The sequence below is a fragment of the Pseudomonas sp. Root569 genome, assembly GCF_001427465.1.
GTDB classification, from domain to species: Bacteria; Pseudomonadota; Gammaproteobacteria; order Pseudomonadales; family Pseudomonadaceae; genus Aquipseudomonas; species Aquipseudomonas synxantha.
Genome location: NZ_LMGQ01000004.1, coordinates 138,681 through 164,454, shown reverse-complemented (window position 1 = coordinate 164,454; position 25,774 = coordinate 138,681). Strand labels below are relative to the sequence as shown.

General features: G+C 61.9%; 23 protein-coding genes. 11 read left to right on the top strand and 12 right to left on the bottom strand.

Translation table 11 applies throughout. The features are described 5' to 3' along the window. The first annotated feature begins 252 nt into the window (after positions 1-252). On the top strand, positions 253-639 hold the full coding sequence (locus ASD70_RS05645) for a TIGR03067 domain-containing protein (RefSeq protein WP_046068014.1): 387 nt from the start codon (positions 253-255) through the stop codon (positions 637-639). 139 nt (positions 640-778) lie between these two features. On the opposite strand, the gene ASD70_RS05640 is transcribed toward ASD70_RS05645, so the two are convergent. Continuing rightward, a complete protein-coding gene (locus ASD70_RS05640; RefSeq protein WP_046068013.1) occupies positions 779-1,591 on the bottom strand; it encodes a class I SAM-dependent methyltransferase in 813 nt (270 codons plus the stop codon). 154 nt (positions 1,592-1,745) lie between these two features. On the opposite strand from ASD70_RS05640, the gene ASD70_RS05635 reads away from it, so the two are divergent. The 3 genes from ASD70_RS05635 to ASD70_RS05625 all read left to right on the top strand — a co-directional run bounded on the left by ASD70_RS05635 (position 1,746) and on the right by ASD70_RS05625 (position 6,004). Beyond that, on the top strand, positions 1,746-2,984 hold the full coding sequence (locus tag ASD70_RS05635) for an MFS transporter (RefSeq protein WP_056845881.1): 1,239 nt from the start codon (positions 1,746-1,748) through the stop codon (positions 2,982-2,984). 142 nt (positions 2,985-3,126) lie between these two features. Then, positions 3,127-4,713, top strand: a complete 1,587-nt coding sequence (locus ASD70_RS05630; RefSeq protein WP_080944606.1) for an ABC-F family ATPase — start codon at positions 3,127-3,129, stop codon at positions 4,711-4,713. A gap of 118 nt (positions 4,714-4,831) precedes the next feature. Continuing rightward, the gene (locus tag ASD70_RS05625; RefSeq protein ID WP_046068010.1) at positions 4,832-6,004 is read left to right on the top strand and encodes an MFS transporter; all 1,173 of its coding nucleotides are present in this window, start codon (positions 4,832-4,834) and stop codon (positions 6,002-6,004) included. Here the strand turns inward: ASD70_RS05625 and ASD70_RS05620 are convergent. Together ASD70_RS05620 and ASD70_RS05615 are read right to left on the bottom strand one after the other, a co-directional pair. After that, positions 5,998-7,035: an alpha/beta hydrolase family protein gene (locus ASD70_RS05620; RefSeq protein ID WP_046068009.1), complete on the bottom strand. Its 1,038-nt coding sequence runs from the start codon at positions 7,033-7,035 to the stop codon at positions 5,998-6,000. The two genes, ASD70_RS05625 and ASD70_RS05620, sit on opposite strands and share 7 nt — an antisense overlap. A gap of 190 nt (positions 7,036-7,225) precedes the next feature. Beyond that, positions 7,226-7,837, bottom strand: coding sequence for an FMN-dependent NADH-azoreductase (locus ASD70_RS05615; protein WP_046068008.1), 612 nt, complete (start codon positions 7,835-7,837; stop codon positions 7,226-7,228). A gap of 125 nt (positions 7,838-7,962) precedes the next feature. On the opposite strand from ASD70_RS05615, the gene ASD70_RS05610 reads away from it, so the two are divergent. Both ASD70_RS05610 and ASD70_RS05605 read left to right on the top strand, forming a co-directional pair. Beyond that, the gene (locus tag ASD70_RS05610; RefSeq protein WP_056845880.1) at positions 7,963-8,871 is read left to right on the top strand and encodes a LysR substrate-binding domain-containing protein; all 909 of its coding nucleotides are present in this window, start codon (positions 7,963-7,965) and stop codon (positions 8,869-8,871) included. Beyond that, the gene (locus tag ASD70_RS05605) at positions 8,868-9,224 is read left to right on the top strand and encodes an MmcQ/YjbR family DNA-binding protein (protein WP_046068006.1); all 357 of its coding nucleotides are present in this window, start codon (positions 8,868-8,870) and stop codon (positions 9,222-9,224) included. The genes ASD70_RS05610 and ASD70_RS05605 overlap by 4 nt, the downstream gene beginning before the upstream one ends. On the opposite strand, the gene ASD70_RS05600 is transcribed toward ASD70_RS05605, so the two are convergent. Genes ASD70_RS05600 through ASD70_RS05590 form a run of 3 tightly spaced genes read right to left on the bottom strand, consistent with a single transcriptional unit; the run spans position 9,213 to position 11,774 of the window. Then, positions 9,213-10,523 (bottom strand): amidase, encoded by a 1,311-nt coding sequence (locus ASD70_RS05600; RefSeq protein WP_056845879.1) that lies wholly within the window; start codon positions 10,521-10,523, stop codon positions 9,213-9,215. The two genes, ASD70_RS05605 and ASD70_RS05600, sit on opposite strands and share 12 nt — an antisense overlap. A 40-nt stretch (positions 10,524-10,563) precedes the next feature. Beyond that, complete coding sequence (locus tag ASD70_RS05595; RefSeq protein ID WP_046068004.1) at positions 10,564-10,947, bottom strand: DUF1294 domain-containing protein; 384 nt, start codon at positions 10,945-10,947, stop codon at positions 10,564-10,566. After that, entirely contained in the window at positions 10,944-11,774 is an 831-nt protein-coding gene (locus ASD70_RS05590; RefSeq protein ID WP_046068003.1) for an undecaprenyl-diphosphate phosphatase, read from the bottom strand. The genes ASD70_RS05595 and ASD70_RS05590 overlap by 4 nt, the downstream gene beginning before the upstream one ends. A 227-nt stretch (positions 11,775-12,001) precedes the next feature. Between ASD70_RS05590 and ASD70_RS05585 the strand changes: the two genes are divergently transcribed. The 4 genes from ASD70_RS05585 to ASD70_RS05570 all read left to right on the top strand — a co-directional run bounded on the left by ASD70_RS05585 (position 12,002) and on the right by ASD70_RS05570 (position 16,441). Next, a complete protein-coding gene (locus ASD70_RS05585) occupies positions 12,002-13,636 on the top strand; it encodes a methyl-accepting chemotaxis protein (protein WP_056845878.1) in 1,635 nt (544 codons plus the stop codon). Between the two features lie 111 nt (positions 13,637-13,747). Then, positions 13,748-14,311, top strand: a complete 564-nt coding sequence (gene pnuC / locus ASD70_RS05580; RefSeq protein ID WP_046068001.1) for a nicotinamide riboside transporter PnuC — start codon at positions 13,748-13,750, stop codon at positions 14,309-14,311. Next, entirely contained in the window at positions 14,308-14,838 is a 531-nt protein-coding gene (locus ASD70_RS05575) for an AAA family ATPase (protein ID WP_056845877.1), read from the top strand. The genes pnuC and ASD70_RS05575 overlap by 4 nt, the downstream gene beginning before the upstream one ends. 85 nt (positions 14,839-14,923) lie before the next feature. Next, complete coding sequence (locus tag ASD70_RS05570) at positions 14,924-16,441, top strand: FAD-dependent oxidoreductase (protein WP_056845876.1); 1,518 nt, start codon at positions 14,924-14,926, stop codon at positions 16,439-16,441. Here the strand turns inward: ASD70_RS05570 and xth are convergent. Both xth and ggt read right to left on the bottom strand, forming a co-directional pair. Then, positions 16,438-17,232, bottom strand: coding sequence for an exodeoxyribonuclease III (xth, locus tag ASD70_RS05565; protein ID WP_056845875.1), 795 nt, complete (start codon positions 17,230-17,232; stop codon positions 16,438-16,440). The genes ASD70_RS05570 and xth overlap by 4 nt on opposite strands. A 60-nt stretch (positions 17,233-17,292) precedes the next feature. Next, positions 17,293-19,017 carry a gamma-glutamyltransferase gene (gene ggt, locus ASD70_RS05560; protein ID WP_056845874.1) on the bottom strand — a complete coding sequence of 575 codons (1,725 nt, stop codon included), beginning with the start codon at positions 19,015-19,017 and terminating at the stop codon, positions 17,293-17,295. Positions 19,018-19,176: 159 nt separating this feature from the next. Here ggt and ASD70_RS05555 point away from each other — a divergent pair, with 159 nt between their 5' ends. Further along, positions 19,177-19,845 carry a TetR/AcrR family transcriptional regulator gene (locus ASD70_RS05555; RefSeq protein WP_056845873.1) on the top strand — a complete coding sequence of 223 codons (669 nt, stop codon included), beginning with the start codon at positions 19,177-19,179 and terminating at the stop codon, positions 19,843-19,845. Positions 19,846-19,899: 54 nt separating this feature from the next. Here the strand turns inward: ASD70_RS05555 and ASD70_RS05550 are convergent, their stop codons facing one another. The 4 genes from ASD70_RS05550 to ASD70_RS05535 all read right to left on the bottom strand — a co-directional run bounded on the left by ASD70_RS05550 (position 19,900) and on the right by ASD70_RS05535 (position 25,755). Next, the gene (locus tag ASD70_RS05550) at positions 19,900-23,424 is read right to left on the bottom strand and encodes a molybdopterin cofactor-binding domain-containing protein (protein ID WP_056845938.1); all 3,525 of its coding nucleotides are present in this window, start codon (positions 23,422-23,424) and stop codon (positions 19,900-19,902) included. A 2-nt stretch (positions 23,425-23,426) separates the two neighbouring features. Further along, a complete protein-coding gene (locus tag ASD70_RS05545; protein ID WP_046067992.1) occupies positions 23,427-23,912 on the bottom strand; it encodes a (2Fe-2S)-binding protein in 486 nt (161 codons plus the stop codon). 141 nt (positions 23,913-24,053) lie between these two features. Next, positions 24,054-24,488 carry a MarR family winged helix-turn-helix transcriptional regulator gene (locus ASD70_RS05540; protein ID WP_056845872.1) on the bottom strand — a complete coding sequence of 145 codons (435 nt, stop codon included), beginning with the start codon at positions 24,486-24,488 and terminating at the stop codon, positions 24,054-24,056. A 214-nt stretch (positions 24,489-24,702) separates the two neighbouring features. Continuing rightward, the gene (locus ASD70_RS05535) at positions 24,703-25,755 is read right to left on the bottom strand and encodes a 2,5-dihydroxypyridine 5,6-dioxygenase (RefSeq protein WP_043049868.1); all 1,053 of its coding nucleotides are present in this window, start codon (positions 25,753-25,755) and stop codon (positions 24,703-24,705) included. Between the last annotated feature and the right edge of the window lie 19 nt (positions 25,756-25,774).

Sequence of the window (25,774 nt, the reverse complement as noted above, 5' to 3'; positions counted from 1 at the left end):
CGGCGGACCAATGGCGATCTGACCACTTAGTCCGCTGAAATATCCCACAGCTTGGAGGATTATTTCGGTTTTATATCGATGAGTAGTCCAAATGAAACAGCCATGTCGGACTAACCTCAATACCATCGTAGTCAATACAACATGAAAATGCTGTCAAATACCTGTCTTATAAAGAAAAAATCAGCGTCCCCGCTTTGTGGCCTCACCCTCGGTACAATTGAATACGTCTTGGATCATCAATAAGGAATTTGCATGTCACCTCTGTCAACCGCTGACTTTCACGCTCTTCAAGGTGCCTGGGAACAAACGGCCCTCGAAGACGGTGGCGTACTCAACCCCGACGACGCTCACAGTGCGCCGGGTGCTATCACGACTATCAACGCAGACCGCTTCGAAGTTGTTACGGTAACCGGCGATATATTGCTGGCTGGCCGGTTTGCGCTGGACGCCGATACCGCGCCCAAGAGCATCACTTGGATTGACGCCATCGGCGATGATGCAGGCAAGCGGTTACCCGCCAGTTACCGGCTCGAAGGCGACGATTTTGTATTTATTGCAGCGGACGAAGGCATGCCCAGGCCAACGGTATTCAGCACCGGCCCAGGGCAAACCATGCGCACCTTCGTGCGGCGGCGGTGATCGACGCGTTTATCCGATTCGATCACGGTATTTTCACGAGACCTTCACTTTCCGCCCGTTAGAGTCGGGCCTACCTACTCCAGTAAATCACTTGGCCCGCCTCTCCTCGCGGGCTTTTTTTTGCGTGAGCCAAACGCTGTCATTCGACCGGCTTGGTGGCCGTGAGGGTAAAGCACAGGGGCAATTGCGCTGCCTGATGTTCATATTGATCGTAGAGTTCTTCCCGATTGGAGTGCGGGTATTCCCGCAAATGACCAATCTGCATGTGCGCAGCGATTGCCCCGCTGACCACGTTGCCCAGGGTGTGCACATACCAATAGGATGTCGGTCCGGCCAGTTCGCCCTGCCCTTCATAGACAATGGATTCCTGCAGCACAAAAGGCTCACGCTGGAAGTAAGAGCTGGCAGGCAGCAACGGGTTGGCCGCCCGCGGGTCGAACACCTCAAGGAAGGGATGGGTTTCGTACATCACCAGCGTGCCGCCAGGTCTCAGCACACGGGCGACATGCTGCATGAACAACGCCACATCCGGCATCCAGCCCAGTACACCAATGGTCACCAGGGCGATATCGAATTGCGCGTGCAAGCGCTCCGGCAAAGCGTGGATGTCACTCTCTATGAACTCGGGGCTATGGGGCGAGACTGCAGCCAGTTCCCGCGCCTGCCCAAGAAACGCCCCGGATTGGTCGATCCCCACCACCGAACGCGCGCCCAGGCTATACAACGACAGGCTTTCGCGCCCGTTGTTACAACCCAGTTGCACCACATCCTTGCCAGCCACACCGACCTCTTGCAGCACCGCGGTAATGGTGGGATCAAGGCAGGAGAAATCAGGCTTGGCGACCTGGCCCAGAAGCGTCGACCAGGTCGCGGTGTCTTTGTGCAGCCGGGCAGACTCATCCCAGGCGTTCTTGTTGCTGGCAATCGCCTCTTGCGCTGAGGGCATGTCCATTGCTTCTCCAGAAAGTCAGTACTGCGGGCTTGGGAAAGTAAGACAAATACCTGCAGGATGAAACCCTCGGCTTCGGCGAAACTTATCGTCGAGCTTGCAGGTCATTACCCCAACGTGTGTTCGGCCCCCGGACGCCGCTCTCGAAGAACGCACCGTGGCCCATCCCTCAGACCTGCGCATTGCCTTATCCCTGGACAGCCTGAACTTCTTCCTCGCGGATGTGCGCGACGGTCTCGGGCCGTACCTGGCGATTTACCTGCTGGCGGTCCATAAATGGGACCCCGCCAGTATCGGCGTGGTCATGACCCTGGCTGGCATCGCCGCGTTGATCACCCAGGGCCCGGCGGGGGCGTTGATCGACCGAACGCGCAGCAAGCGTGCAGTGATTGCCATCGCCGCGCTGCTGGTGACCGCCAGTTGCCTGCTGCTGCCCTTCGTCAGTTCATTTGGCTGGGTGGCGCTGACCCAAGCCGCCAGCGCCGTAGCCGCCTCTGTATTTGCCCCGGCCATTTGCGCCATCTCCCTTGGCATCACCGGCCCCCGTGCCTTTACATCGCGCACCGGGCGCAACGAAACCTTTAACCACGCAGGCAACGCCGTGGCCGCATTGCTGGCCGGAGGCCTGGCGTATCTGTATGGGCCAGTGGTGGTGTTCTACCTGATGGCGTTTATGGCAGTGGCCAGTGTCATCGCCGTGAGTTGCGTGCCGGCCAAGGCGATTGATCATGAGGTAGCCCGCGGCTTCGACCCCGCCCATCACAACGACCATGAGCCGCCCTCGGGCCTGAAAGTCCTGCTGGCCAACCGCCCGCTGCTGCTGTTCGCCGTCTGCTGCGCGCTGTTTCACCTTGCCAATGCCGCGATGCTGCCACTGGTCAGCCAGAAGTTGGCGCAGATCAACCTGCAGATGGCGACACCGCTGACCTCAGCCTGCATCGTCGCTGCGCAGTTGGTGATGGTGCCGATGGCCTGGCTGGTAGGGCTCAAGGCCGATGTATGGGGGCGCAAGCCACTGTTACTGGCTGGCTTTTTGATCCTGCCGCTGCGCGGCGTGCTCTATACCCTGTCCAGCGACCCCTATTGGCTGGTAGCAGTGCAAATGCTAGATGGCATCGGTGCCGGTATTTTCGGCGCGCTGTTCCCTGTCATCGTCAAGGACCTGACCCAAGGCACCGGGCGCTTCAACGTCAGCCTGGGCGCCCTCTCCACCGTGTTCGGCCTGGGCGCGGCGCTGAGCAACAGCCTGGCCGGTTTCGTAGTGCAGCAGGCTGGCTACAACGCGGCTTTCCTGACGCTGGCCGGCGTGGCAGGCATTGCGTTGCTGCTGTTATGGCTGGCCGTGCCGGAGACGTTGGCGAAACCATCCTTCGCTCGCCATACAACTGTTGCCTGACATATGCGACAATGCGCGCCAAATTCCAACACACATCCAAAATTTTCCGCTCAGCGACCGGGTTTCGCGCCTTGATGTCGCTGTTGACGCATGCCTGAAGGCACCTGCCGTCACGCTCGCAACCCATTGATAGGTAAAGTAATTGATCTCCACAGCTAACATCACCATGCAGTTCGGCGCCAAGCCGCTCTTCGAGAACGTCTCGGTCAAGTTCGGCGCCGGCAACCGCTATGGCTTGATTGGTGCCAACGGTTGCGGCAAGTCGACCTTCATGAAAATCCTCGGCGGCGACCTTGACCCGTCCGGCGGCCAGGTCATGCTGGAGCCGAATGTGCGCCTGGGTAAACTGCGCCAGGACCAGTTCGCCTATGAAGAATTCACCGTGCTCGACACCGTGATCATGGGCCACGAGGAGCTGTGGAAGGTCAAGGCCGAGCGCGACCGTATCTACTCGCTGCCGGAAATGAGCGAAGACGACGGCATGGCCGTGGCCGAGCTGGAAACCGAGTTCGCCGAGATGGACGGCTACACCGCCGAATCCCGCGCCGGCGAGCTGTTGCTGGGCCTGGGCATTCCCCTGGAACAGCACTTCGGCCCGATGAGCGAAGTGTCCCCTGGCTGGAAACTGCGCGTATTGCTGGCCCAGGCGTTGTTTTCCGACCCGGAAGTGCTGCTGCTCGACGAACCGACCAACCACCTGGACATCAACACCATCCGCTGGCTGGAAAACATCCTGACCCAGCGCTCCAGCCTGATGATCATCATCTCTCACGACCGTCACTTCCTGAACAGCGTGTGCACCCACATGGCTGACCTGGACTACGGTGAGTTGCGCCTGTTCCCGGGCAACTACGACGAGTACATGACCGTGGCGACCCAGTCCCGCGAGCAACTGCTGTCGGACAACGCCAAGAAGAAAGCGCAGATCTCCGAACTGCAATCCTTCGTCAGCCGCTTCTCGGCCAACGCCTCGAAAGCCAAGCAGGCGACCTCCCGTGCCAAGGCGATCGACAAGATCCAGTTGGCCGAAGTCAAGCCTTCAAGCCGCGTCAGCCCGTTCATCCGTTTCGAACAGACCAAGAAGCTGCACCGCCAGGCGGTGATCGTCGAGCGTATGGCCAAAGGCTTTGACGGCAAGCCGCTGTTCAAGGACTTCAGCTTCCAGGTTGAAGCCGGCGAGCGCGTGGCGATCATCGGCCCGAACGGCATCGGCAAGACCACCCTGCTGCGTACCCTGGTCAACGAACTGACCCCGGATGCCGGCAGCATCAAGTGGACCGACGCTGCAGAACTGGGCTACTACGCTCAGGATCACGCGAGTGACTTCGAAAACGACATGAGCCTGTTCGACTGGATGGGCCAGTGGACCCAGGGCGAGCAAGTGATCCGCGGCACCCTGGGGCGCATGCTGTTCTCCAACGACGAGATCCTCAAGTCGGTCAAGGTGATCTCCGGTGGCGAGCAAGGCCGCATGCTGTTCGGCAAGCTGATCCTGCAAAAGCCAAACGTGCTGATCATGGACGAACCGACCAACCACTTGGACATGGAATCCATCGAGGCGCTGAACCTGGCGCTGGAGAACTACCCGGGCACGCTGATCTTCGTCAGCCATGACCGTGAGTTCGTATCGTCCCTGGCCACCCGCATCATCGAGTTGAGCCCGAGCGGCGTGATCGACTTCAGCGGCACCTATGACGACTACCTGCGTAGCCAGGGCGTGGTGTTCTAAGAACAGCGCTTGGCTGCAAGAAAAAAGCAGGTCCAAATGTGGGAGGGGGCAAGCCCCCCCCGCATTTGATAGCGGGTTATGCCATCATGGCCGTACCGCCCGCCAGCGAACGAGTGCCATGTCTGCCTCCCCCTCCTCCCTGTCGATCACCCTGCAGATCGTCTCCATCGTCTTCTATACCTTCATCGCCTTTATCTGCATCGGCCTGCCGATTGCGGTGATTCCAGGCTATGTGCATGAACAACTGGGTTTCAGCGCGGTAGTGGCCGGTATCGCCATTGGCTCGCAATACCTGGCCACGCTGCTCAGCCGCCCGATGGCCGGGCGGATGTCGGATAACGTCGGCACCAAGCGCGCGATTGTGCTGGGTTTGGCCGGCATCCTGATCAGTGGTGTGCTGACCTTTATCGCCACGCTGCTGGAAAGCCTGCCGAGCTTGAGCCTGGGGATTCTGATCGTCGGCCGTTTGTTGTTGGGCGTGGCCCAGGGCCTGATCGGCGTGGGCACCATCAGTTGGTGCATGGGCGCGGTAGGCGTCGAACATACCGCGCGTTCGATTTCCTGGAATGGTATCGCCTCCTACGGCGCCATTGCCATTGGTGCGCCATTAGGCGTGGTGATGGTCGCGGAATATGGCTACATCAGCCTCGGTATTGCGCTGTCAGTGCTGGCGGCGTTGGGCCTGGTGCTGATCCGCAATAAGCCTTCAGTGCCCGTGGTGCGCGGTGAGCGGCTGCCGTTCTGGGCGGTGTTCGGGCGAATCGCACCGTTCGGCACCAGCCTGTGCCTGGCCTCGATCGGCTATGGCACGCTGACAACCTTTATCACTCTGTATTACCTCAATCGTGGCTGGACCGGTGCGGCGTACTGCCTGACGGTATTTGGCGTGTGTTTTATCCTGTCGCGCCTGGTGTTTATCTCCGCCATCAGCCGCTTTGGCGGGTTCACCGCCGCCATCGGCTGCATGCTCATCGAAACCCTGGGCCTGACCCTGTTGTGGCTGGCGCCGTCCACCGGCGCGGCCTTGATCGGCGCCGGCCTGACTGGCTTTGGCTTGTCGCTGGTGTACCCGGCGCTGGGGGTGGAGGCCATCAAGCAGGTGCCGGACAGCAGCCGCGGTGCGGGGTTGAGTGCCTATGCGGTATTTTTCGACCTGGCCCTGGCGATTGCCGGACCGCTGATGGGCGCCGTGGCGTTGAACCTCGGCTACGGCTGGATCTTTTTCTGCGCGGCCTTGCTGTCGGTCAGTGCACTCGCCCTCACCGTACTGCTCAGGCGCCGCGCCTACTGATCAGCGGTCTGCAAGCCGGCGCGGGTCACCTCGCCGAGGGTATGGCTGAAAAAGCGCCCGGCCTCGGAGACCATGTCGCGATGGATACCTTCCCGGTCAACCCCATCGGCATCGGTGCAGATCGCCGGCATCGTCGCCAGTTGATTACTGTCACACGGCGCCATGAACACAAAGTGCCCTGCCCCGGCCAACAGCTTGAAATCCGGCGGCTGCGGCAGCTTACGCGCCAGGGCGGCGGCGTTCTTGTCCACCGCCACCAACTGGTCGCCGTCGCCACTGTAGAGCAGCACCGGCACGTGCACGTCCGCCAGGGTATGGCGACCAAACATCAGGCTCAGCGGCGCCATCAGCATCAGGGCATGGATACGCGGGTCGGCCTGGGGCTGCAAGTCATCGCGGTCGACCACCAGCTCGCCGTTGGTGGTGCAGGCATCGCGGTCCTCGGGGCGTTGCTGGCAGTAGCGGCGCAGGCGCTCGAAATCAGGCTTGGCGCCCGCGAGGATCAGCGCCGTTTCGCCACCGGCTGAATAGCCGATGACGCCGATCTGATCAATATCGACGAAAGGCGACAGCATCGGGTCGGCCAGCGCGGCGGTAATGGCCTGGGAAATCTGGATCGGCCGGCCATACAGGTTGCTCACGGTGCCCAGGCGGCTGTGGTCCTTGTAGTTGTCGCCAGGGTGCAGCACTGCCACCACCACAAACCCCTTGCGTGCCAGGGAAGTAGCCAGGTCGTGCAAGGCCAAAGGCGTCCCGGTATTGCCATGGGACAGCATCAGCATCGGGAAACGGCCGATGGCGACCTTGGAATCTTCGCTGGCGGCGACCTGATACGCGCCCAGTGGCGTGGTGTGCTCGGCCTCGGTGGAAGGGTAAAACGCAATGGCTTTCATCGGCTGCGAATCCAGCGGGTCGAGCACACTCATGCGATGAAAGCCCACACTCCAATGGGGGTGCGGTGCCGGGGCGGCATGCACTGAAAACAGGCCGCCGAGCAGGGAGAGAGCCAAAACAGCACAAAGACGCATCATGGGGACGTCCACCTTTGCTGCGCAAAAACCGGCATGGCGAATAAAAGCCCAGGGTATTGGAGCAATGGTTGCATAACCTGGGCCATAAACAAAAAAACTCCGTACTCCGCTCGCGTTCAGGCGATCAGAATACAGAGTTTAGGCGCCCGGCCTCAGAATGAAACCGGGAAAGATGCTATTTACAAAAGCCTTACGCAGCTGCGAACAACTGCTGGTTGATGCGCGCGTTGGCATCGCTCAACGCTTTGCTGCGAGCTTCATCACCGTAGGCCAGGCCTTCGGCGCGAACGATTTCGATATTGGTGATGCCGAAAAAGCCGAATAGCAGCTTCAAGTAGCCTTCATGGGCGGCGCCCGAGGCCTGGTCCGCATGCAAGCCTCCAGTGGTGGAGACGATGATGACTTTCTTGTTGCCGCACAGGCCTTCCGGGCCGGCTTCGGTGTAGCGGAAGGTCTGGCCGGCGACCGCGATACGATCGATCCAGGCTTTCAACTGGGTAGGAATGGTGAAGTTGTACATCGGCGCACCCACGACCACGGCATCGGCAGCCAGGAATTCAGCCAGCGACGTTGCACTCAGTTCAGCCTCGTGTTTTTGCGCCGCATCGCGCAGTTCTTCGGCCGTACCCAATGCGCCCAGGGTGGCACCGGAGAAGTGGTTGATGCCTTCGCTGGCCAGGTCACGGTAAGTCACTTCCACGCCCGGTTCAGCCGCTTGCCACGCCTTGACCACACCGGCGCTGAGCTGGCGGGAAGCGGAGTTGTCGCCGAGGATGCTGGAATCGATATGCAGTAGTTTCATGGTGGATCTCCGAGGTGGGATCGACAGTGGCGATCAGATGGTGGTGATGCTACGCATGAAACCAATGGTCGATAAGCCAGCTAAAATGCGATAGTTTGTCCCACTGACAGGACAATAGGCCCAGCATGCAAGACCTCAACGACCTCTACTATTTCGCCAAAGTCGTCGAAGCCGGCGGTTTCGCTGCGGCCGGGCGGCTACTCGGGATTCCCAAATCCAGGCTGTCACGGCGCATCGCCGAATTAGAAGAACGCCTGGGCGCCCGCCTGTTGCAACGCACTACCCGGCAACTGACGCTGACCGCCGTCGGCGAGCGCTACTTGCGCCATTGCCAGGCCATGTTGCTGGAAGCGGAGATGGCCGATGAGGCCGTGGCGAGCATGTCCAGCGAGCCCCGTGGGCGCCTGCGGGTCAGTTGCCCGGTGGGCCTGGCCCAACACATCCTGCCGGAACTGGTGGCCGGGTTTCTTGCCGCGCATCCGTTGGTGCAGTTGGATATGACCCTGGTCAACCGCCGCGTCGACCTGGTGGCCGAAGGCATTGACGTGGCCCTGCGCGTACGCGAACTGGGCGATGAAGACCCGCTGCTGGTGACCAAGCGCCTGCGCCAGGCCCAGACCGTACTGGTCGCCAGCCCCGCGCTGATGCGTGAGCGGCAGGTACATACCCTCGACGACCTCAGGCAACTGCCCGTACTTGGTGCACTTGAGGCGGATCGCATGGTGCATCAGCGCATCCTCGACCCTCAGGGCAACCCCTACGACCTGGTGATGGAGGCCCGGCTGGGCATCGAAGACTTTATCGTGCGCAAGGCCAGCGCCATCATGGGTCTGGGCTTCACGGTGCTGCCGATGATGTATTGCGAGGAAGAACTGGCCAGTGGCCGCCTGGTGCAATTGCTGCCGCAATGGTCATTGCCGGGCGGCTGGTTGCAAGCCGTGTACCCGCATCGACGTGGTGTGTTGCCAGCCATCCGCGCCTGGATCGACTACCTGGAAGAAGGCTTCAAAGGCTGTGGAGACCGTTTGCTATGAGCCTGAGCGAAGCACAAGTCGCCGCGTTCTGCCTGGGCCTGCCTGGTGCGCGGGAAGACTACAAATGGGGCGGCGTGCGCGTGTTCTCGATTGCCGGCAACAAGATGTTCGCCCTGCAGAACCTGCGTGGTGAATCGCTGGCGTTCAAAGTGGACAAGGACCTGTTCCTGGGCCACGTCGACCGCCCGGGCATCCACCCGGCGCCTTATCTGGCCCGAGCACAGTGGATCATCATGAACACGCCCTACCCGCTGGGCGCCGACGAGCTGCGCGGCCTGTTGCAGCGCTCCCACCAATTGGTGGTGAGCAAGCTGCCCAAGCGCACCCAGGTCGGGCTCAGGCTAGATGGCTGACTGGGCGACGACACATGGTGTGAACGGCAGCGCCCGCTCAATGACGCGCGCCGCTGCTAACGCCAGGTGCTCGTGCCACGGCCGAGCGACGATCTGCACGCCCAACGGCAGGCCCCCGGCATCCGTTCCCGCACGCACCACTACACAGGGCCAGCCGACCAGGCTGTAGGGCAAGGTATGGTTGAACAGCCCTGGCCGAAGCTCTTCCAGGCGTGGCGCCGCGGCGGCGTCGACCGGGCACAGGATAAGGTCGTAGCTCGCCATGAATTCCAGCATGGCACTGCGAAACCGGTCCCAGTCTGATAACAACTGGACGGACTGCGCGCCCGTTCCCGCGCTCATCGACCAATAACGCTCGGTTATACCGCGAGCGCTACTCAGTACCGAGGGAAAAGCCGTGTGAACCAACGCGCCTGCGCTTTCCAGGTGACCGGCGACAGCCTGCAGCATGGCCTCGGTGATCGAGTCAACGGGCTCAATGCCGCCGTCGCTGTACCACGCGATCTTCAAGCCGCTGACGCCGTGAACGGGCGCATCGTGCAGGGGCATTGGAATTACCCCTGAATCGCGCCCATCCTCACCAGCAATCACCCGGAGCACCAGCGCCAGGTCGTCCACATGCCGGGCCATCGGGCCGATCTGGCTGCGAGGGTCGCTCAAACCGCCTGGGTGATCAAAAACGCCGGTATTAGGAACTCGGCCGCTGGTGGGCTTCAACGTGCAGATACCACAAAAATGCGCGGGCACCCGCAGGCTGCCGCCGGAATCACTGCCCAGCCCCAAGGGTGAGAGGCCTGCGGCAATCGCCGCCGCTTCGCCACCGCTGCTGCCGCCAGGGCCATGGGAGAGCGCATGGGGATTGCGCGTCGCGCCGTAGACAGGGTTGTCGGTCACCCCACCGCCACCACCCGGCGGGCAGTTACTCTTACCCAGCAGAATGCCACCGGCGGCCTTCATGCGTGTGACCACCACGGCGTCCTGCTCCGGCAAATAGTCAGCCCGATCAGTCAGGCCCACTGCCGATATCACGCCCTGGGTATCGAACACATCCTTAACGGTAAATGGCACGCCATGCAGCGGGCCCCGGCAGTTGCCTTGAGCCAGTGCACGATCCGCCGACCAGGCATCGGCCAGCGCCGCCTGCGTGCGCACTTGCACCAGGGCGTTAATCGGTGGATTGAGCGCTTCAATGCGGGCGAGATAGGCCGACACAACAGCCGTGGAGGTGAGCTTGCGTTGCCGGATCAGCGTCGCAAGCTCAGTCGCCGAGTGGCGTAGCAATGAATCAGAGCATGACATTCTTATTATTCCAATGCGTGCCAGTGCGTTGAGCAGGTCCCTACAAAATCGACAACAGCGTACCGCCCAGCACTAGCTGATCCAACCAGAACACCTGGTGCAACAGCACGATGACCCAGAACAGCACCTGATAGGACACCTTGCGCGTCTTGTGCCGGAACACCTGCTGGGCGATCAACCCACCCGGCCAACCGCCTGCCAGCTCGACGGCATGCAGGATGTTTTCCGGGGTGCGCCAGCCTTCGGTCTGCGCCTTGCGCTTGTCGCTCCAGTACAGGAAAAACGCCACCACGCTGACCACGCCATATGCCGCTAACGGGATCACCGTCTCACCGCGATACCACAGCAAAGCCGAGCCCAACAGCGGCGCGGCGCACAGCAGCACAAAAATAAATGCTTTCAGGCGTGGGTGCTGGATGCTCATGGCTTGACCGCTGTCCAGTCGATCCAGCCGAACTGCCAGGTCGCCAGGATCACCAGGCCGAAGGCGATCCGATACCAGGCAAACGCTGCGTAGCTGTGGCTGGCGATGAATTTGAGCAATGCCTTGACCGCGATCATCGCGAAAATGAACGAGGTGACAAAGCCAATGGCGAACACCGGCAGGTCGGCCGGCTGGAACAGGTCACGGTACTTGTAGCCCGAGTACACCGCCGCACCGACCATGGTCGGCATGGCCAGGAAGAACGAAAACTCGGTGGCGGTCTTGCGCGACAGGCCAAACAGCAGGCCGCCGATAATCGTCGCACCGGAGCGCGAAGTACCCGGGATCATCGCCAGGCACTGGGCCAGGCCGACCTTGAGGGCGTCTTTCCAGGTAATGTCATCCACGGTTTCAGCGCGCACCGCGTGCTGGCGGCGCTCGGCCCACAGCATGATCACGCCCCCCACCACCAGGGCGGTGGCGACGGTGATCGGGTTGAACAGGTAGTGCTTGATCAGGTCGGCAAAAATCACCCCCAATACCACCGCCGGCAACACGGCAATGATCAGGTTGACGGTGAAGCGCCGGGCCTTGGGCTGGGTCGGCAGGCCGATGACCACGTCGAGGATCTTGCGGCGAAACTCCCAGACCACCGCGAGGATCGCACCGAGCTGGATGATGATATTGAAGGCTTCGAAACGTTCGCCGCCGAAATTGATCAGGTCGGCGACGATGATCTGGTGGCCGGTGCTGGAGATCGGCAGGAACTCCGTCAGCCCCTCGACGATGCCGAGAATCAATGCCTGTATGGCGGTCCAAAAATCCATGCTGTCTCCAAAGGTCACGCGCGGGGCATGCCTCTTAAGTTTTTTTAAAGTTCACTGACGACGAGCGCACTCAAGCGCCCGCGGTTGATTCTCAACGCCGGTCTGCAAAAATTCCGTGAAAAATCAGGCAGTACTCAGGTTTTCCGATTCCGGGCCGAAAGCCTATCAGACACGCCGGAAATCTCGAAGCAGCACCACAATTATAAAGAGCATGGAGTGACAGGACGATGAACAGTTTGCGCAGCATGTCGATCAGCCGCCGCCTTTGGCTGATCCTGATAGTCGCCGTGTTGATGCTGTTGGCCTTGGGGCTGCTGATGCTCAACCAGATCCGTGGCGACCTTTACCAGGCCAAGCGCCAACAGACCCAGCATGTGGTGCAGACCGCCAGCGGCGTGCTCAGCTATTACCAGAACCTGGAAAAGACCGGCGTACTGACCCGTGATGCCGCGCAGCAGCAAGCCCTCAGCGCAGTGCGCGGGCTGCGCTATGACCACGATGATTACTTCTGGATCAACGACCTCACCCCCGTGATGATCATGCACGCGGCCAACCCCAAGCTCGATGGCCAGAACCTCTCGGCGATTCGCGACCCGGACGGCTTTGCCGTATTCAACGAGTTCGTGAGCCTGGCCAAGGCCAAGGGCGCCGGTATCGTCAACTACCGCTGGCCGAAGCCTGGGGCCGAAGCACCGGTGGAGAAAACTTCGTATATCCAGCTGTTCGAACCCTGGGGCTGGATTATCGGCTCCGGCGTCTATGTGGATGATGTGCAGGCCGAATTCAACGCTCAGGTGTGGAAAGCCTCGTTCATCGTGCTGGGCATCGTGCTGGTCATGGGGCTGCTGGTATCACTGATTGCCCGCAGTATCGTGCAGCCGTTGCAGGCGGCGGTGAACGCCATGGGCAATATCGCCAGCGGCGAAAGCGACCTGACCCGCAGCCTCGACACCCACGGCAGCGACGAGCTCACCCAACTGGCCCGGCATTTCAACAGCTTCACCGCCAAGTTGCGCCAGGTGGTCGGCCAATTGCAGGTATGCGCGACCGCCCTGGGCCAGTCGTCCACGGAGCTCGGCCACAACGCCAGCCAGGCCCACGACCGCAGCCAGCAGCAATCGCAGCAGATGGAGCTGGTGGCTACCGCTATCAATGAAGTCACCTACGGCGTGCAGGACGTGGCGAAGAATGCCGAACATGCCGCCAGCGAAATGCGCGATGCCCAAGCCCAGGCGCAACAGGGCCAGGTCAACATCGACGGCAGTTTGCAACAGATCGATCAGCTCTCCAGCACCATCAGCCAGGCCGTAGAGGTGATTCGCACGCTCTCCAGCGAAAGCACTCAGATCGGCGGCGTCCTGGAAGTGATCCGCTCCATCGCCGACCAGACCAACCTGCTCGCCCTCAATGCCGCCATTGAAGCCGCCCGCGCCGGCGAACAGGGTCGTGGGTTTGCGGTGGTCGCCGATGAAGTGCGCCTGCTGGCCCAGCGCACGCAGAAATCCACCGCCGAAATCCAGGCAATGATCGAGCGCTTGCAAGGTCACTCGGAAGCGGCGGTCAAGGTCATCAGCGACAGCCACAGCGCCTCGCAACTGACCATCGAGCAGGCCGGCCAGGCGGGGGCCAGCCTAACCGCCATCGGCCAGGCGCTGCACAACCTCAACGGTTTGAACGCCTCGATTGCCAGCGCCACCCTGCAACAGGCCCATGTGGTCGAAGATATCAACCAGAACGTCACCCAGGCCGCAGGGTTGTCCCACAGCACGGCGCTGGCGGCGGAACAATCCAGCGTGGCGAGTGGGCAGTTGCGTGGGCTGAGTGAGCAGCTTGATGGGTTGCTGCGCCAATTCCGAATCTAGCGCCGGCAACTGTGGGAGGGGCGGTGCGATGTATGCCCATTGCACGCAAGTTTGAAGATCGCTGGCCTCTAGGTACAATCACCGCCCTCTCCCACTTCCCAAGGATCCACCATGTCCGGGCTTGAACTGTTCGCCGCCGCCCTGGGGGTGATCGCTGTCTGGCTGACGGTCAAGCAGAACCCCTGGTGCTGGCCCATCGGCCTGGTGATGGTGCTGCTCTACACCTGGGTATTCTTCGAGGTAAAACTCTACTCCGACATGCTGCTGCAGGTGGTCTACGCCGCGTTGCAAGTCTATGGCTGGTGGCAGTGGACCCGCGCCGGCAAGGTCAGGCAGGGTCGCCAGGTCACCCGCCTGGGGGTACCTGCGATCATGACCAGCCTGGCCGTGGGCACCGTTGGCAGCCTGTTGCTCGGCGCCGCCATGGCCCACTGGACCGACGCCGCACAGCCATGGCTCGACGCGGCCCTTACCGGTTTCAGCCTGGTGGCGCAAATGTGGATGGCGCAAAAACGCCTGCAGTGCTGGCCGTTGTGGATTGTGGTGGATGTAATATTCGTCGGGCTCTTCCTCTACAAAGGCCTCTACCTCACCGCCGCGCTCTACGCGTTGTTCACCGCCATCGCTGTGCAAGGCTGGCGTGAATGGCGCGCCGACCCGGCGTTACAGCCATGAAGGTGGTAGTGCTGGCAGGCCCGGAATCCAGTGGTAAAAGTTGGCTGGCTGCCGAGTTGCACGCACACTTCGGCGGGCTGATGGTCGGCGAGTACGTGCGCTATTTCATCGATCACCATCAGCGTGACACCTGCCTGGCGGATATCCCGGCGATTGCCCGTGGCCAGCTGGAATGGGAAGACACTGCCCGCGCCGAACGCCCTGGCCTGCTGGTGCTCGACACGCACCTGCTGGCCAACAAACTGTGGAGCCAGACCCTGTTCGGCGACTACCCCGGCTGGCTCGACAGCGAACTGCTGGCCCGGCATTACGACCTGCACCTGCTGCTCTCTCCCGAGGATGTGCAATGGTGCGCCGACGGCCAGCGCTGCCAGCCGGAGCTTGAAGACCGCCGCGCGTTTTTTCAGGCGAGCCTGGACTGGATGCAGCAGCATCGACAGCCGGTGCTGGTGATTCGCGGAAGCTGGCAAGACCGCCGCACGGCGGCATTCGCTGCAGTAGAGCGACTGCTCGCCCAACCCGCATAGCAACGCACCGCCACCTGCACCGACCGTCGGGTCAACGCAGTCCATCGCTGTGACCGCCAGTCAACCTTTCAAAGGAGACTGGCCTATGAATATGCGCATCGTTGCCCGCCTGATCAATTTGCCCGAGAACCGTGGCGTTCGCGTCGAAACGGCGGCGCACCCGCTGTTACTGGTACGCAGTGGAGGCCAGGTACGCGCCTTCCAGGCCGATTGCCCCCATGCCGGCGCGCCACTGGAAGAAGGGGTTATCTGCCAAGGCCGCATCGTCTGCCCCTGGCACAAGGCAACCTTTGCCGTGGCCAATGGGGCGGTGCTCGAACCGCCAGCCTTAGTGGCGCTCAAGCAATATCCGGTGCAGGTTCGCGATGGTGTGGTCAGTGTCGGTGACGCGCCAGTTGACCCTGCACCCTCCGCCGTGGTCGATGACTCGCGTTGCTTCGCGGTGATCGGCGCGGGAGCGGCCGGTACCGCAGCGGTCGCCACCTTGCGCCGCGAGGGTTTTACTGGGCGCCTGCTGTGGATCGACCGCGAATCGGCGCCGGCCTACGACCGCACCGCCTTGAGCAAATTCGTGATCGCAGGGCAAATGGCGCCGCAGGATACGCCACCCCTGCTGGAAGACGCGCCCTTCGACACCCTCGGTATCCAGGGTGAGGTGCAGCGCCTGGATGCCGCTGCCAAACGCATCGAACTGGCCGACGGCCGCCACTTCGACTACGACGCTGCGCTGCTTGCCACCGGCGGCCAGCCGCAGTCACTGGATATTCCCGGGGCCGTGCTGAGCAACGTCTTCGTGCTACGTAGCCGCGAAGATGCCGCACGCATCGACGCGGCCGCAGAGTCGGCAGCCTGCGCAGTGATCATCGGCGACAGCTTCATCGGCCTGGAAGCGGCATCGGCCCTGCGCCAGCGCGGCCTGGTGGTGCAAGTGGTCAGCCGCCATGACGTTCCACTTGCCGCGCAATTGGGCCGACGCATCGGCGGCGCCCTGCGACAGTTGCATGAAGACAATGGCGTGATCTTCCACAGCAATACCGAGCCGGTGAGCCTGGACGGCCACGGCGCGGTCGGTACGGTACTGCTGAAAAACGGTAAACGACTGGCTGCCGATCTGGTGGTGATCGGTGTCGGCGTAACGCCTGCCACGGGTTTTATCGAGGGTGTCAGTAAAGCCGAGGACCAGTCGCTGCTGGCCGATCACCACCTGCAAGCCGCCCCTGGGTTATGGGCTGCCGGCGATAACCTGACCTTCCCTTGGAACCATCAGCCAACACGCATCGAACACTGGCGCCTGGCCCAGCAGTTGGGGGTGCTGGCGGCACGCAACATGCTCGGCGCCGCCCAGGCCTACGCCGACGTGCCCTTCTTCTGGACCTACCACTTCGGCAAGACCTTCGAGGTACTCGGCCATGGACAGCACTGGAACCGCCTGCACATCGAAGGCGACTTGCAGCAACACCACTTCATCGCCCTGCTCTGCCATGACGATCAGGTGCAAGCCGTGGTCGCCTGCGAATACCCGCAGGCGATGGCACGCCTGTCCCAGCATATGCAGCATCCGCTGAACAAGGCCGAGGCCCTTGGATTGATTCGCGAAGGTTAGCGCTTTTTGCGCGTACCCAGCTGAATCCAGGTCGGCGCGTGGTCGCTGGCGTGGGCTTCATTGCGGACCCAGGCATCGACGCCGGCGTCTTTCAAGTACGGCCCGAGCGCGGGGTTGAGCAACAGGTGGTCGATACGCAGGCCGGAGTTTTTCTGCCAGTGCTGGCGGAAGTAATCCCAGAAGGTGTAGACACGTTCTTCGGGATACAGGTGGCGCAAGGAATCGGTCCAGCCCTGCTCCAGCAATCGCTGGTAGCAGGCACGGCTCTCGGGCTGCAACAAGGCATCCTTGAGCCAGGACCGCGGGTTGTAGATGTCCAGGTCGGTGGGCACCACATTGAAATCCCCCGCCAGCAACACTGGATGCTCACTGGCTTGCAGGGCCTTGGCATAGTCGATCAGGCGCTCGAACCAGGCCAGTTTGTAGTCGAATTTCGGACCCGGTTGCGGGTTGCCATTGGGCAGGTAGAGGCAGCCGACCAACACGCCATGCACTGCCGCTTCGATATAGCGGCTCTGGGTGTCGCTGTCATCGCCGGGCAAACCACGCCGGCTTTCCAAGGGCTGCGCATCCCGCGCCAGGATCGCCACGCCATTCCACGACGCCTGGCCCAGGCAGATCGCGCCGTAGCCGGCGGTTTCAAACTCGGCATAGGGGAACAGGCTTTGCGGCGCCTTGAGTTCCTGCAGGCAGACGATGTCCGGTTGCTCGCGCTGCAGCCAGTGCAACAAGTTAGGCAGGCGCGCGCGGATACCGTTGATGTTGAAGGTGGCGATTTTCAGCGCTTTCATCGGCTTGGATCCTCTTCCAGGGCTCTTGGGGTAGAGCCTGGAAGGGACCCGGATGTTCCTTTAATACCCCAAGGACAAGCCCGTATTACGTCGTGGGTCGTTCGCCCCATAGAAGCGGTTGTTGCCCACCGGCTTGCCGTCCAGGGACGGCGCCCCCACCAGGATCGCCGCCAGGTGATTTGCATCCTGGGGGCCGGCAAACTTGTGGCCCCAGCTTTCGAGGATTTTCTGGGTGTCCGGGCTGACGGCGAAGGTCTCCAGGTTGGTGGTGTCAGGCATCCATTGCTGGTGAAAGCGCGGTGCATCCACGGCTTCCTGGATGTTCATCTTGTAGTCGATGACATTCAGGATGGTCAGCAAGGTAGCGGTAATGATGCGGCTACCCCCCGGCGTACCGACCACCATCACCGCCTTGCCATCCTTGGTGACAATGGTCGGGCTCATCGACGACAGCGGCGCCTTGCCCGGCGCGATGGCGTTGGCCTCACCCTGGACCAGCCCGTACATGTTCGGCACGCCGACCTTGACGGTGAAGTCGTCCATTTCATCGTTGAGGATCACCCCGGTCTTGCTCGCCATGACGCCGGCACCGAACCAGTCGTTGAGGGTGTAGGTCACCGAAACCGCGTTGCCCCACTTGTCGACAATGGAATAGTGGGTGGTGTTATTGCCTTCATGGGGCGACACCCCCGGCTTGATCGCCTGGGAATCCCCGGCCTTGTGCGGCTCGATGGCGTCACGCAGTTTCGCCGCGTAGTTCTTGTCGAGCAGGTGTTCGATCGGGTTCTTCACGAAATCCGGGTCGCCCAGGTAGCTGTTGCGGTCCACATAGGCATGGCGCATCGCTTCGATCTGGTAGTGCAGGCCTTGGGCCGAGTGATAGCCCAGATCGGCCATCGGGTAGCCTTCGAGAATGTTCATGATCTGGCAGATCACCACGCCGCCCGAGCTGGGTGGCGGTGCCGACACCACGTGGTAGCCACGGTAATCGCACTCGATGGGCGCCAGCTCGCGGGTCTTGTACTTGTCGAGGTCGGCCTGGGTAATGATGCCTTTGCCGGCCTGGCTGGAGTCCACCAGGGCCTTGGCCACCCAACCTTTATAGAACCCGTCGGTGCCCTTGGCGGAGATTTCCCTGAGGGTCTTGGCCAGGTCTTTCTGCACCAGTTTCTGGCCCACCTGCAGCGGTTGGCCGTTGTGCAGGAAGATCCCGCGCAAATCCTGGTCTTTTTCGAACTCGCCGGTGGCGGTATGCAACAGGTCGATATCGCCCTGCTCCAGTTCAAAGCCGTTTTCCGCCAACTTGATCGCAGGGGCTATCACCTGGTCACGCTTGAGCGTGCCGTATTTGCTCAGGGCCAGTTCCATGCCGGAAACGGTGCCCGGTACGCCAACCGCCAGATGGCCTTTGGCACTCAGGCCCTCGACCACGTTGCCGGCCTTGTCCAGGTACATATCGGCAGTCGCCGCCAGCGGGGCTTTTTCGCGGAAGTCGAGGAAGGTCTTGCGCCCGTCGGCCAGTTGCACAGTCATGAAACCGCCGCCGCCGAGGTTGCCCGCCGCCGGGTACACTACGGCCAGCGCGTAGCCTACGGCCACTGCCGCGTCCACCGCGTTGCCCCCGGCCTTGAGTACATCCACGCCAACATGCGTGGCCAGATGCTGGGCCGTCACCACCATGCCATTTTCACCGGCGACCGGGGCCTGTGACGCGGCTTGCACGCCGCTGAGCGTCAACACCAGCACCGTGGCAATCAAGGTGCGGCTCAAAGGTAGGTATTTCATCCATGGCTACTCTGGTTATTGAGATGCACCAAAATAGCCCCTCGCGGATTTATTCCCCAGCGCAATGGCGTTTTTATTACAGAACCTGTCGGTGGTAGAACGGGCCCGAAAAAGCCCATGCTATATTTCGCGCCCTGAGTGTCTAGCAAGGCCCTATAGATGGCGATCAAGAAGAGTGGTATCCGCGCCCAACAGGCCGACCAGACGCGGGCGCGCATCCTGCAGGCGGCGGTCAAGGTGTTCACCCGCGACGGCTATTCCGGCGGGCGCGTCGACAGCATTTCCAAGGCCGCAGACTCCAACGACCGCATGCTCTATTACTACTTCGGCAGCAAGGAACGACTGTTCACCTGCGTGCTGGAGCATATCTACGAGCAGTTCAACCAGGCCGAGAGCAAGCTCAAGCTGGACCTTGCGGCACCGGCCCAGGCCCTGCGCGAGCTGGTGGCGTTTATCTGGAACTATTACGTCAAGCATCCCGAATTCGTGGCGATCCTGAGTATCGAGAACCTGCATCAGGGCAAGCATGCCCGGCAGTCCAGCGAAATGCGCCGGTTGTCCGGTGAGGCGGTCGGCGTGCTGCGCCCGATCATCGAGGCCGGCCAGGCCCAGGGCGTGTTTCGCCAGGACATCGACCTCAAGCATGTGTACTTGATGATTGCTTCGCTGTGCTACTTCTACAACTCCAACCGCCATACCCTCAGTTCGTTCCTGGGTGAAGACCTGTCGAACAAAGGCCAACAGCAGGATTGGCTGGCATTTATCACCGACCTGGTGCTGCGCGGCGTCATGCCTGACAGTGTGTCAGCCGAGGGTTTTATTAACTGAACTACTGCCATCGGGGGGCAAGTCGAATCGCTGCGCCACCGCCCCCTCGCACAATCAATGGCTGCCGGGGTTGGCACGCAAGTGGGCGACCTTCTGTTCCAGCCCTTGCCACTGTGGCGCGTTCGGCGCAAATTGCCCGCGCAAGTAGGCCACCAGATCCGCCACCTGGGTATTCGACAAGCTGTCCTTGAACCCCGGCATATACCCCAGGTCGCGGGTCGCCGGCTGGGGGATGCCTTGCAAAATCACCTTGATCAAATTATCCGGCTGGTCGCTGAACACATTGGTGTTGGTCGCCAATGACGGGCTGACCCCAAACAGTTTCGGCCCCAGCCCATCGGCATGGCAGGCTTTGCATGAACCTTCGAAGACGCGTCGGCCGTTCAGATTCGATACAGCCGCTGCTGCGACCTGTGCCGGCGCTGCTGCTTCGTGATTGAGCGAAACCAGGTACACCGCCATCGCACGAATATCCGCCTTCGGCAGCTTCGACAATTCGCTCACCACTGGCCCCATCGGGCCCGCCGCCACACCATGGGCGTCGGAATAGCCAGTGCTCAAATAGGTAAACAGCTGGTCTTCGGTCCATGGCGTCGGGGCCTTGGACAACCCCGTCAGCGCCGGGGCTTCCCAACCATCTACCACACCGCCGGCGAGGAATGCCTTGCCGCCCTTTTGCGCCCCCATCAGGTTGCGCGGCGAATGACACGCGGCGCAGTGTCCCAGGCCATTGACCAGATAATTGCCGCGATTCCATTGTTCACTGCGCTCAGGCTGCGGGGTGATTTCGCCGCGCCTCAGGTTCAGTGCATTCCACCCCGCCATCAAGGGTCTGAAATTGAACGGAAACTTCATCGCGTTCGGCGTTGGTGCGTGGCTGACCGGCGCCTGGGACATCAGGTAGGCATACAGCGCCTGCATGTCCGCCTCGTTGATATTGCGAAACGCCGTATAGGGAAACGCCGGATACAGGTTACGCCCGTCGCGCCCGATGCCGTCACGCATTGCCCGTTCGAATGCCGGGTACGACCAGGCGCCAATGCCGGTGTTCACATCCGGGGTGATGTTGCTGCTGTACAAGGTGCCGAACGGCGTCTGCATTGCCAGGCCGCCGGCATTGGGCGCTCCGCCCGGCGCCGTATGGCACACCGCGCAGTCGCCGACCGCCGCAAGCAGGCGCCCGCGCTCCAGGGTGGCTTTGGACCAGGTGCCGGGGCTTGGCGGTGCGATAGGCGCGATTTCGCTGTGCAACGGCCAAGCCGTGGCCAGCAGTGCTCCGAGAGTCGCGAACAGCGCGCCGAACCACCATTTGCGGCGTTTTTGTGGCGACTTGGCCGGCTCAGCCAAGGTGCCGGCATTCAATGCCGCCAGTACTCGCTCCGGGGTGATCGGCAACTCGCGAAAACGAATACCGGTGGCGTCATAGATCGCATTGGCAATCGCCGCCGCACTGGGTACCGACGCCGATTCACCGGCGCCCATGGGCGGCTGGTCCTGGCGCGGCATCATCAGCACATCGATCTTCGGCACCTCGGGGAAGGTCAGGATCGGGTAACCGCCCCACTCCTTGCTCACCACTGTGGATTCCTCGAAGGTCACCCGCTCCTTCAACACACGGCTGGTGGACTGGATCACATTGCCGTGAATCTGATGCTCAACTCCCGCCGGGTTGATCATCATCCCTGCGTCATGGCCGATCACCACCCGCGTCACCGATACATCGCCGGTGTGTTTATCGATGGCCACGTCCGCTACCCATGCGGCCCAGGCCGCGCCGAAGCCGGGAAACTTACTGTGGATGTAGCGCGCATAGGCAAAGCCGCGGCCACGTAACAGGTGGTCATCGCTGGCGGTTTGCATCGGCGCGGTGCGTGGGGACCAGGCGGCGCGTTCGGCGGTAGATTTCACCAAGTCGATGGCGCGCGGGTCCTTGAGGTAACGCAGGCGGTATTCCACCGGATCGACGCCGGCGGCGAAGGCCAGTTCATCGATATAGGATTCGTGGGCAAAGGTGTTGGGCAAAGCCGACACGCCACGCATCCACGAGGCCCGCACGATAGGCGCCATGTCATTGATGGTTACGCGCATATTGTCGATGTCATAAGGCGGGATCGAGGTGCGGTCGCCCATTTCGAACATCGCCGCCACCGGTTCGACGCGGCCGGTCAGCAGCAGTGCCAGGGTCGGCGCGCCGTTGGACGGGTAGCTGGTTTCGAAGTCATAGGCGGCGATGCTGCCATCGGCGTTCAAGCCACCGTCCACCTCCATCAATTGCGCGGTGCCCTTGGGCTCCCATAGATGTTCCTGTTCACGGGTCAATTGCACGCGCACTGGCTTGCCCACCGCCCGGGACAACAACAAGGCGTCGGCGCACACATCGTCGGCACAGTTGCGCCCGTAACAGCCGGAGGCTTCCATGCGGATCACCTCGATCAGGGCTTCATCGCATTCCAGCAGCCAGGCCAGGTCGGCACGCAGCAGGTGCGGGTTCTGGCTGCCGGACCATACGCGGCTGCCGTTGTCCTGATAATCCGCCACCGCGCAGGATGGGCCGATGGAGGCGTGCATCTGGTAGGGCCACAGGTAAGTGCGCGGCATACGCTGGCTGGCAGTGGCCAGGGCGGCGTCGACCTCGCCCTGATCAAGCACGGTGCGGCGCACGCGCTGGTTAGCGCGAATGGCCTGCGCCACGTCGCGCATATCCGGCGCCGCGTGAGCCCACGGTTTCCATTGCACCTGCAGCTCGGCGGCAGCCTTGATCGCCTGTTCTTCGCGCAACGCTACTACGCCGACAAAATCCCGGATCACCACCACCGCGACGATGCCGGGGATATGGGCGATGGAGGCTTCGTCCACACTCAACAGGCTATTGCCGACAAACTCCCCACAGTCGAGCCCCGCATACGGCGGGCGCACCACCCGGCCATGGAGCATGCCCGGCACGCGCATGTCGTGCACGTAGGTCAGCTCGCCGGTGGCTTTGCCGGGGATGTCCACGCGGGCCGTATCCTGGCCGACCAGGCGGTAGTCCGCGGTGGCCTTGAGCGGCGCGTTGCCGCTGATGCGCACTTGGTCATGCTGGCCGCTGACCAACTCGGAATAGGTGGTGGTGCGCCCATCGGCGGCGTGGATAACACCGGCCTCGAATTTGAGGCTGGCGGTACTGACGCCCCAGCGTCCTGCCGCCCGCGCCAGCAAAAAGCGTCGCGCCTCTGCCGCTGCGTTGCGCAGGGGCACAGCGGAAATCTGCAAGGTCGCACTGGCAATGGTCGCGCCCTGGTTCGGCGCACGCGCGGTATCGCCCAGCACCATCCTCACCTGGTCCATGCCCAGGTCCAGCTCTTCGGCGACGATCTGCGCCAATGCCGTACGCACGCCGGTACCCAGGTCCACATGGCCATTGAACGCATACACCAGGCCATCATCGTTCACGGCGATAAACAGCCCCAGCTCCTTGGGTTTCACCGTGGGCGTGCCGCCCTTGGCCACCGGCCCCGAAGGCGGCAATACATCATCGACAATCAACAATACACCGGCCTTGGCCAGCCACTGCTCACGGGAAAGGGTCGTTTCGGTCATGATCATCCATCCACGTTCATAAGGCGTGCCGCACGCAATACCGCGCGCAGGATCTCGATATGAGTGCCGCAGCGGCAAAGGTTGCCCGACAGCTCGTTGCGTACCTGGGTTTCACTGGGCTTGGGGTTGCGGTCGAGCAGGGCCTTGGCGGTCATGATCATGCCGTTGAGGCAGTAGCCGCATTGCGCGGCCTGCTCGTCGATGAACGCCTGCTGCACCGGGTGCGGCGCATGGCGCGTACCCAGGCCTTCAAGGGTGACGATCCTGCGCCCTGATGCACCCGACAGCGGGAACACGCAGGAACGTGCGGCCACGCCATCAATGATCACGGTGCAGGCACCGCACTCTCCCAGGCCACAGCCGTACTTGGGGCCATTGAGTTGCAGGTCGTTGCGCAGTACCAGTAACAGCGGTGTATCCGCCATGGCGCTGACTTCGCTTGTCTGGCCGTTGACCTCAAGCGTTACCGTGATGGGTTGGCTGGTCATTCGCTTCGCCTGTGCCGGTTGATGAAGTGCCTACTACATCAAACAGTCAAAAAAAATGTCGCGGACCTGGGGCCTCGCGACACACTCGACTGGTGAAGTGGCTACTACATCAACACAGAGCAAAAACGATGCCAGCGCAGGTTATTCCTGGGGATCGTCAATCATCTTGCGCAGCAGAAACAGGACCGCCACACGCTCGGCGGGGTTGAGATTGCTCATGGTCAATTCGCTGATCTGGGCCGCACGCGGTGCGGTTTGCGCGACCAGTTCGGCGCCTGAGGCAGACAAGTCGACTACTACCTTGCGCTTGTCTGCAGGGTCCGGGTCCAGGGTAATCAGCGCCTTGGCCTTGAGACGTTCGACGATACCGCGGATGGTCGCCTGGTCCACGGCGGTGGCCTTGACCAATTCAGTGAGGGAGCTTGCACCCTGATCGCGCAACGCACACAAGGTCACGAACTGCACGGCGGTGAGCTGGGAGTCGCCGACATTCTGCTGGAATATCGCCAAGTGGCGCTGGTAGGCCTTGCGCAGCAGGTGGCCGACTTGTTCAGAAAAAACGTAGGAATCAGGCACGGCGGGCTCGGTGGGTGGTTTGGATGGGTGGCATGATGGCGGGGTTAGTGAACGGACTCAAGATGCCCTTGAAGAATCACGCTCAACCTGTGGGAGGGGGCTAGCTCCCGATGGCGGTGGGTCAGGTATTGATGCACTCACTGACACGCCCTCATCGGGAGCAAGCCCCCTCCCACACTTGGATCTCTATATCTATCAGCTCCCACACGGATACTCAGCGTGCCAGCGATCGCGCTGGCGCGACCACATCGCCACCCAGCACCACCGCCTCATCGTCCAGATATACATCACAGTTGCGCAGCGGGATATCCATATGGCACGGCGTCTTGCGCGTGCCGCCCACCTCGGTATTCGGCCCGGTGGAGAACAGGAAGTTGCCATAGAACGCCCGCGCATCCATGCACATGCCGTCGTTCTTGTCGTGCAAGCCCATGGCCGTCCATTGCGCCCGTGGTTGCAGGCCCCAGCCAATATGGGAGATGCCGTACACCTCGGGGTCGTCGAAGTACTTCATGTAGTCGCTCAGGTACTGCGCCTCGAACCCACCGTGAATCCGCGTAATAAAGCCCTTTTCGATTTCCAGGGTGATCTTTTCACGGGTGTAGGTCTTGAACGGCAACAGGATGTCGCCGATGTCCAGCACCAGCACGCCCTCGGCGGTTTCTTCATTGGGCCAGGAGAACAGGAAGCCGCTGGGCCAGTGGTCCCAGCGCCCCGGTTCATCGGCGAAGCCGTACTCGGTCACCGACGGGTATTGGCCTAAAGCAGCGCGGAAGTCGCTGCCGGCGCGGGACTTGACGTGGATCGAGCGCGCCTTCTTCAGCAGCTGTTCGGCGGCCAGTACACGCACCTTGTCCTCTTCGCTCGGCAGCATGCGTGCCAGCACTTCCGGCGGCTCGACGGCAAGCAGGATGCGCGTGCCGGTCTTGAGGATCTGCTCCTGCTCCGGCGAGTGCAGCAGCATCATGGTGTCGACGATCAAGTCCGCCGCCTCCAGGGCACGCTGGGCGGCAATATTGCCAGTGAGCGCGGTGTCGCCGCAGTAGGCAGTCATGTCGTTGCCCATCGCCCGCGGATGGTTGAACGACGGCAATTCCACCGCATACACCTTGGCCCCCAGGCGCTGCGCCGCATCCATGGCGGCACGCACAGTACGCGGGTCGGAGTAATGGCTCTTGAGCACCGCGACGCTCTGGGTCGGGTCGACCTTGGACAGCTTCAACACGTGTTCAAACATCTGGGTCAGTTCACAGTCGCTTACCGGCATTTTCCTGTCTCCTGAGGGG